11 protein-coding genes are annotated in these 12072 nt (G+C 70.9%); 4 read left to right on the top strand and 7 right to left on the bottom strand.

Going from position 1 to position 12072, the window contains the following annotated elements:
- Positions 1–104: 104 nt before the first annotated feature.
- Together ACSU6L_RS37435 and ACSU6L_RS37430 are read right to left on the bottom strand one after the other, a co-directional pair.
- Positions 105–971: a GNAT family N-acetyltransferase gene (locus ACSU6L_RS37435; RefSeq protein ID WP_437064137.1), complete on the bottom strand. Its 867-nt coding sequence runs from the start codon at positions 969–971 to the stop codon at positions 105–107.
- A gap of 90 nt (positions 972–1061) precedes the next feature.
- Positions 1062–1946: a universal stress protein gene (locus ACSU6L_RS37430; RefSeq protein ID WP_437064136.1), complete on the bottom strand. Its 885-nt coding sequence runs from the start codon at positions 1944–1946 to the stop codon at positions 1062–1064.
- Positions 1947–2217: 271 nt separating this feature from the next.
- On the opposite strand from ACSU6L_RS37430, the gene ACSU6L_RS37425 reads away from it, so the two are divergent.
- Complete coding sequence (locus ACSU6L_RS37425; protein WP_437064135.1) at positions 2218–3066, top strand: hypothetical protein; 849 nt, start codon at positions 2218–2220, stop codon at positions 3064–3066.
- Between the two features lie 61 nt (positions 3067–3127).
- Here ACSU6L_RS37425 and ACSU6L_RS37420 read toward each other — a convergent pair whose 3' ends face one another.
- Positions 3128–3781 (bottom strand): SDR family NAD(P)-dependent oxidoreductase, encoded by a 654-nt coding sequence (locus ACSU6L_RS37420; RefSeq protein WP_437064134.1) that lies wholly within the window; start codon positions 3779–3781, stop codon positions 3128–3130.
- Positions 3782–4160: 379 nt separating this feature from the next.
- On the opposite strand from ACSU6L_RS37420, the gene ACSU6L_RS37415 reads away from it, so the two are divergent.
- Together ACSU6L_RS37415 and ACSU6L_RS37410 are read left to right on the top strand one after the other, a co-directional pair.
- Entirely contained in the window at positions 4161–5357 is a 1197-nt protein-coding gene (locus ACSU6L_RS37415; protein ID WP_437064133.1) for a serine hydrolase domain-containing protein, read from the top strand.
- 442 nt (positions 5358–5799) lie between these two features.
- A complete protein-coding gene (locus tag ACSU6L_RS37410; protein ID WP_437064132.1) occupies positions 5800–6003 on the top strand; it encodes a hypothetical protein in 204 nt (67 codons plus the stop codon).
- 39 nt (positions 6004–6042) lie between these two features.
- Here the strand turns inward: ACSU6L_RS37410 and ACSU6L_RS37405 are convergent, their stop codons facing one another.
- A complete protein-coding gene (locus ACSU6L_RS37405; RefSeq protein WP_437064131.1) occupies positions 6043–7137 on the bottom strand; it encodes an LUD domain-containing protein in 1095 nt (364 codons plus the stop codon).
- Between the two features lie 193 nt (positions 7138–7330).
- Here ACSU6L_RS37405 and ACSU6L_RS37400 point away from each other — a divergent pair, with 193 nt between their 5' ends.
- The gene (locus ACSU6L_RS37400) at positions 7331–8887 is read left to right on the top strand and encodes a serine hydrolase (protein ID WP_437064130.1); all 1557 of its coding nucleotides are present in this window, start codon (positions 7331–7333) and stop codon (positions 8885–8887) included.
- Positions 8888–8910: 23 nt separating this feature from the next.
- Here ACSU6L_RS37400 and ACSU6L_RS37395 read toward each other — a convergent pair whose 3' ends face one another.
- The 3 genes from ACSU6L_RS37395 to ACSU6L_RS37385 form a co-directional block, all read right to left on the bottom strand.
- A complete protein-coding gene (locus tag ACSU6L_RS37395) occupies positions 8911–9366 on the bottom strand; it encodes a PPOX class F420-dependent oxidoreductase (RefSeq protein ID WP_437064129.1) in 456 nt (151 codons plus the stop codon).
- 62 nt (positions 9367–9428) lie between these two features.
- Entirely contained in the window at positions 9429–10382 is a 954-nt protein-coding gene (locus tag ACSU6L_RS37390; RefSeq protein ID WP_437064128.1) for a sigma-70 family RNA polymerase sigma factor, read from the bottom strand.
- A gap of 100 nt (positions 10383–10482) precedes the next feature.
- Positions 10483–11694 (bottom strand): NAD(P)/FAD-dependent oxidoreductase, encoded by a 1212-nt coding sequence (locus tag ACSU6L_RS37385; protein WP_437064127.1) that lies wholly within the window; start codon positions 11692–11694, stop codon positions 10483–10485.
- Positions 11695–12072 lie beyond the last annotated feature (378 nt).

The raw sequence follows: 12072 nt of genomic DNA, 5'->3' as shown, positions 1-12072 counted from the left end.
TGTGAGGATGCACCCAGATCCTCGGACAATCCAGTCTTCACCTCGTTGCGGACGAACGCAAAGAACGTTGTGTGCAGCGGGGGAACCACAGAAGAGCCGAGGCACTAGACATCCCGGTACCGATCCCGGACCTCGGGGCGTTCCCGGAAGCCGGCCGACTTGTAGGTGGCGACGGCACCGACATTGGAGCTCGGGGTGCAGACGATCGCGCTCGACGAACCGAGCTCCCGGAGTGTGGCCGCCGCAGCGACGGTGATCGCCTCGCCGTAGCCTTGACGGCGGTGGTCCCGGTGCACGCCCATCGGTTCGAGCAGCCCTGGCCTGCCCGGACCGGCCGACCACACCGTCACCGCCGCCACCGCGTTGCCCTGGTCGTCGTACGCGACCAGACATCGGGCGTCGGCGTACGGCAATCCGGTGGCCATCGCGTGCCAGCGTTCATCCGTGAACCTCGACCCGTCGAACGCCGCCCGATGTACGGCGGTATAGACATGCGCCTGCTCCGGCCCGACCACCTCGATCCGCACGCCTGGGTCCGCCACCGGCTCCGTGAGGTCGCGGCGCAGCGGCGTCCACGGCTCGTCGACCTTCCAGCCGGCCTCGGACAGCAGATCTTGGGCCGTTGCGCCCATCGGCGCCTCGACGTTCACCCTCCCTTCGGGCAACACCCCGCACCCCGGATCGGTCACATCTTCAACCAACTGCTGCGCGAGCTCCTCGTCCCGCTGAGCGTCCGGCGCGATCGTCAGCCGCAACAGCCCGGGACCGTCCAGCAGCCCCACGGCCAGAATCCGCCCGCCCCGGCTCCACGTCCTGACCGCCGCGGCGGTCGCTTCCGCACCTGCCCGCCAGAACCAGCCCAGATCCCCTGGATGCAACTGCATCGGAGCCTCGTCGCTCTGCCAGTCGCGCAGCACGCCCACAGCCTGGCCCAGCCCGCCGATTCCCGGCTCGCCCAACGTAATCGCCATGCCCCCGATGACACACCAGGGGACTGGCGAACCGCACCCGATTTCCGACGGGTTGGCAGCGGTGCGAGGCGAGGATGGCCGGCCGTGGCGTCACTCGTGGTGCGGGACCACCACGACCGGACACTCGGAGTGGTGCAGCACCGTGTGTCCCACGAGCCCGAGTTGCGGGCCGAGATGGCCACGGCGCCGGTGGGCCGCGATGACCACGAGGTCGGCCACCGAGGACCGGGCGACCAGTGCGTGGCGTGCGGAACCCTCGAACAACGTGTGATGCACGGTCACATCGGGGTACTCCTCGCCGGCACCGTCCAGCGCCTCGGCGAGCAGGAGCGACGCCTGCTCCTCCTCGCCGTGGGCGGGTTCCCCGGTCGGCAGCGGATGCGGCGGGGTCCCGTGCGCCGGGCGACGCCAGGCCCGTACGGCCTCGACCTCGCACCCGCGCACCGCGCCCTCCCGCAGGGCGTACCGGATCGCCGGCCGGTCCGTGCCGCCGCCGACCCCCACGACGATGAGGCCGTTGACGGCCTGTCGGTTCTGCTCCCGCCCACGGACGACGACGACCGGGCAGGGGGACCGGGCTGCCAGGGAGAGACTGACCGAACCGAGCAGAAGCTCCCTGATCGGGCCCCTGCCACGCACCCCGGTCACGACGGCGGCGGCGAGTCGCGCCTCGCTCAGCAGTGCCGACGCGGGATCCTCCGGCACCACGTCGGTGCTGATCTCCAGCGCCGGCGCGCGCTGCCGGGCACGCTGGGCCGCTCCCGCCACGATGCCCTCGACGAGGTCGCGCTCGGTCACCACGTCCGGGCCGGTCCCGGGGGCGTCCGCCAGGGCCTCGCTCTCGTACCGCTCCCACAGTGAGGCGTGGACGATCCGCAGCGGGCAGTCGTGGCGGACCGCTTCGTCCGCGGCCCAGTCCACGGCGTGGAGGCTGGGCTCCGAGCCGTCGACACCCACGACCAAGGGCAGCACCATGCTTCCCACCTCCTCCGGCGCGCCGAAGTGTCCTCCCATTCTCCCTCCGCCCGGCCCGCGCGGCTCGTGGACCAGACCACCGGGCGGGGCGCCGCGGCCTCACCCGTACGGCCGTGTGCGCTGGTGGACGGTCCGGGCCGGTGGTGCGCTGGTGGCATCACCCCTGCTCCTACGTCCCGCTACTTCGTCCCCGCCCCTGCGCTCCCACTCCCCTGCGTCCCCTCTTCCCTGCGTTTGTGTTCCTGCGTTTCCGCTCCTAGGAGGCCGTGCCATGCCACGACGCCCGTCCCGCCCCGCCCGTGTCCTCGCCGCCGCCGTGGCGGCGGGCGCCCTGCTGGCCACCGGGGCTTGCTCGGACCGTGACGACAAGGCGAACCAGAGCTCGGACGCCTCCGCGTCGCCGACCGCAGGGCAGTCCCGGGCCGCCGCACCTGCCGCCCGGCGTTCCCCCTCCCCCTCCCCGTCCGCCACCCTGACCGAGTCCGGCGCGAAAACGGCGCTGATCACGGAGGCGGACATCGAGGAGGACTGGACGCAGGTGGACAACGCCGAGAAGTGGCGTGACGGCCTGCTCATCGGGACGGTCGACGTCCACGAGTTCGTTACCGGCAAGGCGGACGCCGCCGACTGCCAGCGCCTGCTCGACGGCCTCTACGGCGAGGATCTGCTCGGCAAGCCCTCGGGCGCGTTCGCCGTCACCGGTTTCGAGGAAGGCGACTCCCGTCTGCTGTACCAGGTCGGCACCTACGACCAGTCCGACCTGGACGACTCCATGGAGTGGCTCGCGTCCCTGCCGGACGAGTGCGACCAGTTCACCGTGACCGGCTCCGAGGGCGACGAACGCACGGTCGAGGTCATCGAGACCTCGCTGCCCGACGAGGGCGACGCCCGGCAAGGGCTCGAAGTGACGGTCAAGGGCACGGCTGACGGCGAACCCACCACGCTCACCATGGACGTCGCCGTCGTACGCGTCGGCACGGACGCGATCACCGTGGCCGGCGGCGGCCTGGACGGAGGCGCTCAGGACTCAGTCAACGCGGCGGTGGAGCAGGGCACAGGACGGCTGGAGGACGTCCTGGCAGGCCGCACACCCGCCGCCTCCCCCACACCGGGCGACTGACCGTCCACGTCCCGCCCCAGCGCCCGGACCCGACCGCAAGCGCGTACGCCGGCCGTCCCTCTCAACGGCCGTCGTGGACGATCTCCTGCTGCCAGGCGTGCCTCGGCTGGGTGTGCAACCGCCAGTAGTGCTCGGCGATGTGCTCCGGATCGAACGCCGTGCCCGGAGCCACCGGGCCGTCCACGGTCACGGACGCCACGTGCACGCCCGAAGGCCCGTACTCCTGGTCCAGGAGCGCGACGAGGGTACGGACACCGGCCTTGCCGAGGGACAGACTGACGTACTCCCGCTTGGGCTCGGGCATACCGCCGGTGACCAGGAAGGATCCGCTCCCGCGGTCCGCCATCGCGGGTGCGGCATGCGCGGCGGCGGTCAGGGCGCCCACCACGTTCACCGCCCAGGCGTCCAGGTGGGCCCGCACGGACAGCTCGCCGGGGGTGTCCGGCCGGATGTGCGCCGCGTTGTAGACCACGACGTCGGGCGGCCCGAGCTCGTCCGCGATCGCGTCGAGTGCGTCACGCAGCGCTGTCTCGTCGGTGCTGTCGGCGGTACGGGCCACGGCGCGCGGGCCGATCCGCCCGACCGCCTCCGCGGCCGCCGTGGCCGTGGCTTCGGTGCGGGCGATGACCCCTACCGGCAGTCCCTCCTTGGCGAACCGGCGGGCGACCGCCTGCCCGATACCTGGGCCTGCTCCGATCACCACTGCTCCCGACATCCCGGCCTCCTCGTCTCTCGCGGTGCGGATTGCCCCAACAACCAGGGGCCGCACGGGAATTCCCCTGACTCGTCGATCGCCGGGAAGAAGCAGGACATCGCGGCGATCCTCTCCGTCGTGCCCGTCGCTGCGGCCGCCGTCCATCCGGCTGGCACCCGGGCGAGCGGGGGCACTGCCCGGATGGCCCGTGGCGCCGGGCTGTTCCTAGGGTGTGTCTCGTCGATCAGGCCGGATCAGGGAGCGGCGCCTGGTGCCGTGCATCGCAAGGCGGAGGAGGGAGCCGATGCGGCGCATCGGGGACCGACGACAACGCGGCGAGGCGCGGTGCCAGGCGCCGCGAGCCCGGCATGATCGGCGAGACGCCCCCTAGCCTCGGGTCATGATCTTTCGTCGTTACCGATCATCAGCTGCTGTACTCGCGACGCTGGCCGCGTCAGCTCTGCCGTTCCCGGCGGCCCCGGCCTCGGCCACGCCACGTCCCTCCGCCGTGACTGAGACCGCGCAGCGGGACGCGGACGCGCTGCGCGACGCCGGAGTCACCGGCGTGGCGGTCCGGCTGGAGACCCCGCGCGGGGTTACCAGTGTCCGCTCGGGTGTGGGTGATCTGGACAGCCGCCGCCCGGTTCCGAAGGCCGGCTACGTGCGTTTCGGCAGTACCACCAAGACGTTCGTCGCCACCGTCGTGCTGCAACTGGTGGGTGAGAGGCGGCTGTCCCTCGACCAGACCGTGGAGCAGCTGCTGCCCGGAGTCGTGTCGGGAGCCGGAAACGACGGCCGGACCATCACGGTCCGCGACTTGCTGCAGCACACCAGCGGGTTACCGGACTACGTCTACGACGTCTTTCCCGACCCCAGCGCCCAGACCTACTTCGACAACCGGTGGCGTTCGTACCGGCCGGAACAACTGGTCGCCCTGGCCATGCGCCATGAACCCGCCTTCCCTGCGGGCACCGGCTGGGCGTACTCCAACACGAACTACGTAATCGCCGCGATGATCATCGAGAAGGTCACCGGCCGCACCTGGGAACAGCAGGTGCACGAGCGCATCCTGAGCCCACTTGGGCTGCGGCAAACGGACACGCCGGGCACCGATCCCTTCCTGCCGCATCCGCATGCGTCCAATTACCAGCAATTCGCGGTGGACGGCTCCATGGTCGACACCACGATCCCCTATCGGCCCTTCGACAGCGGGGCCGACGGCTCCATGACGGGCACTGCCCGCGACCTCAACCGCTTCTTCGCCGCCCTGGCCGGCGGCAAGCTGCTGGAGCCCGCCGAACTCGCCGCCATGCGGGCCACCGTGCCAGTACCGCAAGACAGCGGCCACCCAGCAGGCACGGAGGCAGGCCTCGGGCTGTTCTTCACGCCCCTGTCCTGCGGCAGCGGTTACATCGGCCACGGGGGAAGCGGCTTCGGATACGTCATCCGCAGTGCCACCACCACGGACGGCCGACGCACCATCACCGTCTCCGCGCACAGCCGCTCCGCCGCCCCTCAGAGCGCCGCTCGCCAGGAAGACACACTGAACGACCTCATCGACCACGCCCTTTGCCGCACGACGCAAGCCGGTCGGTGACTGGCTCAATCACCCCTGAATAAGCCCGGTAATGGACCGGAACAAGGTAGTCAAGGACCGGGCCGACACACCCTGTGAATAAGCCTGGCGAACCATCAGCCCCAGCTAGAATAAGTCATGGAAACACTCCTCAAACGCCAGAAGAGCTCCGCGCGACAGCACGCAATCAGAGCATCCGCGATCAGGAAGCGTCTCCTCGAATCGCCAGGCTGCCAGGCTCTGATGTGCGGGATTGATTAAGCAGCCGGGCATTCCGCCGGGGCCAGTCACAAGTGACGGCCCCGGCTGCTTCCCCGATGGTCCGAAAGGCCATCGTTCGACAAGAGAAGTCCCCTGCGAAAACGTGCTCAAGGAAAGTCACTCACGGGTCGGGATCTCCCCCTCCACCTGACGTATCGGGCTGCTGGCCTGCCCTATCAGTCGTCGAAAGGAGTCCGAAACCATGACCTCCCTGCACCGTTCCTCTTCCCGTACGAAGCCGTCTGCTGCCCGTTCCTACGCGTGGCTGCCGGTCGTCACCACCCTCGCGATCCTCGGCACCATCCTCATCCTCGCTCTCACCGGCAACGAGGCCGCCGCAGCCGCCACCGCCACCCTGGGAGCAGCGACCGGCACCGTCCAGATCACCGTGCACGTCAGACGCTGAGCCCCCCACGGCTTTCTCACATCCTCACCACGCGGGACGTCAGAATCCGGTGGCCTCGCGCAACAGCAGGACGGTGCCGCGTCCGGGCTGCGGCTCGGCGTTGAGGACGAGCAGGCGGTTGACCGCGCTCGGCCGCCCGTAGACCGCCTGGGCGCGCACGTTCTCCAGTGGGAGGGCGTGCTCCTCGACACGGCGCAGTGCCGTACCCAGATCGGCTACCACCTTCTGCGCCCCGACGACCCAGATCGCCTTCGCGGCGCCGCCGGCGGAGGCGGGCAGCTGGCTGCCGCTGCCGGAGGCGATGACGAGCGAGCCGGTCTCGGTGACGGCCGCGGCGCTGGCGACGAAGACGTCCGGGGTGGCGACCATCCGGCGGATCCGGTCGGACTCGGTGGCGCGGTCCATCTTCAGCACGCGCGGCCGGACGGCGTCGTAACGGTCGCCCGCCTCGATGTCCTCCGCGATGCCGGAGAGCCGAAGCGTCTCGCTGGCCCCGGTGAAGACGCTCGCACCCTCCGGTATCAGATCCTTGACGCGGGCGCGGGCCGCCGCGGCGTCGTCGAGCAGTTCGGCGGTGAAGCCGTTCGCCCGCAGCGCCGCGATCGCCCGTTCCAGCCGTTCGGCTGACGCCGGTGCGGCGAAGTCGTCGGCCACCCCCTCGGCCGAGGCGTCCGCCCCGCCGACGCCCGCTGCCCGACCGCCGGGCGCCGAACCCGCCAGCGGGGTGGTGTCGAGGTACCGCACCTCATAGACCCGCTCGGCGAACCGCCATCCCTCCGGCGTACGCCGGTAAGTGTCGTGGTAGACGGCGAAGTTCGAGCCCGAGCGGCCGTCGAGCAGGCGCGCGACCTCCTGCATGTAGGTGCGGCCGGTGGCGGTGTCGCCGTCGATCCGGATCGTGCCCGGGTGGCTGTTCTGCACGAAGAAGTCCCACTGGCTCTGCAGGCGTTCGCGTCCCGTGAGAATCTCCTCCCGGCCGACAAGCTCGACCGGGATGTTGGGCATGCGCAGAGCGCCGTCGGAGGTGAACAGCTCGGCGAGGCGAGCGCAGTCTCGCATCATCACCGAGTCGGTGAACTCGGCGCGCAGGGTGTCGATCTCGACTCGGTCGGCGATCTCCGCGAAGTCGTTCATGTCGAGTGTCCTGTCCTGTGGCTGGTGTATCGGTCCTCACCAGTACGACAACGCAGCCGCCCGAATGTGAGGCGAGCCGCTGATCTCGCGGTTCGCCGCTCCAGCCGGCCGTAGCTGATGCGTGACAGAGGGTGACCCCAGAGCCTGTCCGGCAGCCCGCGACAGACCTCGTCGCCGGCCTTTCAATGGAGACGTGAGCACTCTCCGATCGCTTGCCGCGGCCGGGCTGACGGCGCTGCTGGGCGTCACCGCGCCCGGGCCTTCGCCGCCCCCGCCGCAGCCGCCGCCCCAGCTGGACGACGCGGATGTGAAGCGGGCCGTCGACCGGCTCGACGGGGTGGTCAAGGCGGCCATGAAGCGCACCGGAGCGCCGGGCGTGGCCGTCGCCGTCGTCCACGACGGCAAGGTGCTCCACCTGAAGGGGTACGGCGTACGGAAGGCCGGCGAGAGGGCCGCCGTCGACGCCGACACGGTCTTCCAGCTCGCCTCCGTCTCGAAGCCGATCGCCTCCACCGTCGTCTCCGGAGCCGTGGGCGTCGAAGGCTGGAGCAAGCCCGTCGCCCCGAACGTGCCGGACTTCCGCCTCAAGGACCCGTGGGTCACCTCCCACGTGACGGTCGCCGACCTGTTCGCACATCGCAGCGGCCTGCCCGACCATGCCGGGGACCTCCTCGAAGACCTCGGCTACGACCGCGCGTACATCCTCTCGCACCTGCGTTACGAGCCCCTTGAGCCGTTCCGCGCGAGCTACGCCTACACCAACTTCGGTCTGACGGCCGCCGCCCAGGCCGTCGCCGACGAGAAGGGTGTGCCCTGGGAGAAGCTCGCCGCCGACACCCTCTACAAGCCGGCCGGCATGAGCTCCACCAGCTCCCGCTTCGAGGACTACGCGCAGGCCGCCAACCGCGCCTGGGGCCACGTCAGAACGGCTGACGGCACCTGGAAGACGGAGTTCGTACGGGACCCGGACGCGCAGTCCCCCGCCGGCGGCGTCAGCTCGACCGCCCGGGACATGGCGATCTGGCTGCGGCTTCAGCTCGCGGACGGCAAGCTCGACGGCAGGCAGATCATCGACGCCGAGGCGCTCGAGCGCACCCACTGGCCCGAGTCGGTCGCCAACCCGCCCCACGCCCCGGCCGGCCGGACCGGCTTCTACGGCTTCGGCTGGAACGTGAGTTACGACGATCAGGGGCGGCTCAGGCTCTCGCACACGGGAGCGTTCGCGCAGGGCGCGCACACCAACGTCACGATGCTGCCCGGCGAGCAGCTCGGCATCGTCGTCCTGACCAACACCTCACCGGTGGGCGTCGCCGACGCCGTCGCCCTCGACTTCTTCGACATCGCGCAGACGGGCGAGATCAGCCGCGACTGGATCCCCCTCGTGGACGCGCTGTACCAGCAGGAGATGGAGGCGGGCCGGTCGAGGACCGACTACGCCCACCCGCCTTCCGACGCCGCGCCCGCGAAGGCCGCCGACACCTACACGGGCACGTACGAGAGCGAATACTACGGGCGGGCGCAGGTCGTCGCCGGTGCCGACGGCACCCTGACGCTCCGGCTGGGGCCGGAGCCCCAGACGTACCGGCTCACGCACTACGACGGCGACACCTTCAGCTTCCCGACCGCCGGCGAGAACGCCGTCGGTCTCACCGGGGTCACCTTCGCCCCGGACGGGAAGTCCGTCACCGTCGAGTACCTGGACGCTGAGGGACTGGGTACGTTCACCCGTACCGACGCGGCGTCCAGATGATCCGTCGGCCGCCGGGTGGCGGGTCAGTCGATGTCCAGCGCTGTGCCGTACAGCCTGTCCACCTTCAGCCGGATGACCACCCGGCGTTCGGCGACCAGTTGCTCCAGGAACGCGGCTTCGTCCTCGGGCTTCGCGGCGTTCGGGATCATTCCGAGCAGTTCCCGCCCGACCGCGTCGCCAGGGACCGTCGTGTTCTCGGAGACCTCGGCATCGCCTTCCGCGACGGCGAAGGACCACACGTCACCGCCCTGCACATGCAGCGCCGCACGCGGGTTGCGCCGCAGATGCCCGGCCTTGACCCGGTCGGCCGTCGTCGAGAACCGCACCATGCGGGCTTCGGGATCCCAGGTGTACAGCATGGTGGTCAGATGGGGGTGGCCGCTTCGCTTGACGGTGGCGAGCGTGCCGAACTGCTGCTCGCCGAGCAGGCGGGAGAGGGCTTCGTCGGACAGTGGGCGAGGCGCTGGTCCTTGAGTCATGACGTGATCAACGTCGCGGACCGTCCGGCAATTTCATCAGCGTTCCCATCGTCGGCGTCCGGTCACCACTGACTGATGAGTGGCGTGTCCGGTTCGTGCCGCCGCCAGGCTTCGGTGACGCGGGTGAGGCGGGTGGGGGCGGCGATGCCGCGGACGGTTGCGATCTTGCCGTGGGCGATGTCGAACGTCACGGCGCCGACGACCCGGTCGCCGAGCACGAAGAGGATGGCGGGGGCGCCGTTGACGAGGGCGTAGTGGACGGCGGGCGTGCCGCCGGCAAGGCGCCGTTTCGCGGGTGTGGGTTTGAAGCCGGCCCGTGCGACGGCGGCGATGCGCTGCCCGGTGTCGTACCGCAGCAGCGTCGCGGTCAGGCCGGCGCCGTCGGAGATCGCGGTCGCGTCGTCGGTGAGCAGCGCGACCAGTTCCTCGGTGCGGCCCGAGGAGGCAGCGGCGAGGAATTCCTCGACGATCCTGCGGGCGGCTGCCGGGTCGACTTCGCCGCCGCGGCGGCGCGCGGCGGTGATGCGGCGCCGGGCCCGGTGGAGGTGCTGCTGGCTTGCGGACTCGGTGATGTCGAGGATCTCGGCGATCTCGGCGTGGCTGTGGGAGAACGCTTCGCACAGGAGGTAGACCGCCCGTTCCAAAGGTGACAGGCGCTCCATGAGGGTCAGCACGGCCAGCGAGACCGATTCCCGCTGCTCGAAGGTGTCGGCGGGGCCGAGCATCGGGTCGCCGTCGAGGAGCGGTTCGGGCAGCCAGGCGCCTACGGTGCGTTCGCGGCGGGCCTGTGCCGAGCGGAGCCGGTCGAGGCACAGGTTGGTGACGACCTTGGTCAGCCATGCTTCCGGCACCTCGATCCGCTGCCGGTCGGCGGCCTGCCAGTGCAGGAACGCGTCCTGTACGGCGTCCTCGGCATCGGCGGCGGAGCCCAGCAGCCGGTACGCCAGCGAGGCCAGCCGGTTCCGGCCGGCCTCGAACCGGCTGGTGTCGAAGCGATCAGTGGCGGTGCGGTCCACGCGGGTCCCCTGGGGCTAGACGGCTGGTTCGGCTGGTCGGCTGGTTCGGCTAATCGGCTGGTTCGGCTAATCGGCTGGTTGGGCTGGTTCGGCTGGTCGGCTAGGCGATCGCGCTCTTGGTGGACGCGTTCGGCTCGGCGGCCAGGCGGTGCTTCCGCTTGGGCATGCCGAAGGTCGGGTGCGAGACGCCCCACAGCGAGATCTTGAGGATGCCCGCCTTGATCCGCGCGGCCTTCCGGCCGCCCACGTACTTCGGCTTCGCCTGCGCTTCGCCGTCGACCATCTGCAGGATGCCGTCCCGCCGCCCGAGGCTGATGTGGTTGCCCACGTAGACCAGCTTGGTGTCGGCGATGCTACGGCCGGTCAGGCTTCCCACGATCGCGTCCGTGGCCTGCCGGCCGGTGTAGCCGGCCGAGGCACAGGACATCGGCAGGGGGCGGCCGTTGACGCCGATGGCGTAGGCGCTGTCGCCGGCGGCGTAGACGTTCGGGTGTGAGACCGACCGCATGGTGCGGTCGACGACGATCCGGCCGCTGTCGGTGACCTCCAGCCCGCCGGCGGCGGCGATGGGGCTGACCGCGAACCCGGCCGTCCACACGGTCGCGTCGGACGCCAGGGCGGCGCCGTCGGCGCACAGCACCCGTGTCGCTTCGACGGCTGCCACGCTGGTGCGCTCCAGGACGGTGACGCCCAGCCGCTCGCATGCCTGGCGCAGGTGGCTGCGGGCTCCGGCGGAGAGCCGGGCGCCCAGCTCACCGCCGGCGATCAGCGTCACGGACAGGCCGGGCCGGGACTCGGCGATCTCGGTGGCGGTCTCGATGCCGGTCAGACCCTCGCCGACGACCAGCACACGCCCGCCTTCACCCCGCCTGCCCAGGCGGTCCAGGTGTTCGCGCAGGCGCAGCGCCGAGGGCCGGCCGGTGACGTCGAAGGCGTGCTCGGCCACGCCGGGGACGCCGTGGTCGGCGACGTGGCTGCCGAGCGCGTAGAGAAGCGTGTCGTAGCCGAGGTCGCCGCCGCCGTCGGCGTCGGCCACGGTGACGACCTGCCGCTCGGGGTCCACGGCGGTGACCCGGGCCAGGCGCAGCCGTATCCCCGTGCCCGCGAAGACGTCGGTGAGCTTCGGGGCCTCGATCTCCTGGCCGGCGGCGAGCTGGTGCAGCCGCAGCCGCTCGACGAAGTCCGGCTCGGCGTTGACCACGGTGATCTCGGTGTCCGCCGGGGACAGCCGGCGGGCGAGGTTCCCGGCGACGTAGGCCCCGGCATAGCCGGCGCCGAGGACGACGATGCGGTGCTTGCGGTGCTGCTTCACGTGTCGCTCCTGTCGGTTCGCTTGCTCCCGGTGACTTGAGCGGGACAGCGCCCCGATTGCTGACAGGAACCGCATGTGGCATGGGTCACAGGCGGCGGGTTCGGCCTGAGGAAGGCAAGGCCCCTGATTCGCTTTCGCGTCGAGTCCCGGGCGCTGGTTTCCGGGTGCGTCGCGTTGACGGGCCTCGTCGTCGGCAACCCGAGGGATCCCCTGTGCCGTTCGCTTCCTCCGCTGTTCCTGGTTCCGGTCGCCCCGCTCCGTCGAGCCTGTGGCGGAACAGCGACTTCCGCAGACTCCGGGTGGGGCAGACCGCCTCCCAGCTCGGCGAACACACGGGTCTGATCACGGCCGGCCGACCGGAGGCTATCTCCTCGCGGC

This window comes from Streptomyces sp. enrichment culture (genome assembly GCF_964272855.1).
Classification (GTDB): domain Bacteria; phylum Actinomycetota; class Actinomycetes; order Streptomycetales; family Streptomycetaceae; genus Streptomyces.
Note: the sequence above shows the minus strand (reverse complement) of the source record. Positions and strands in the feature narration are given on the sequence as shown.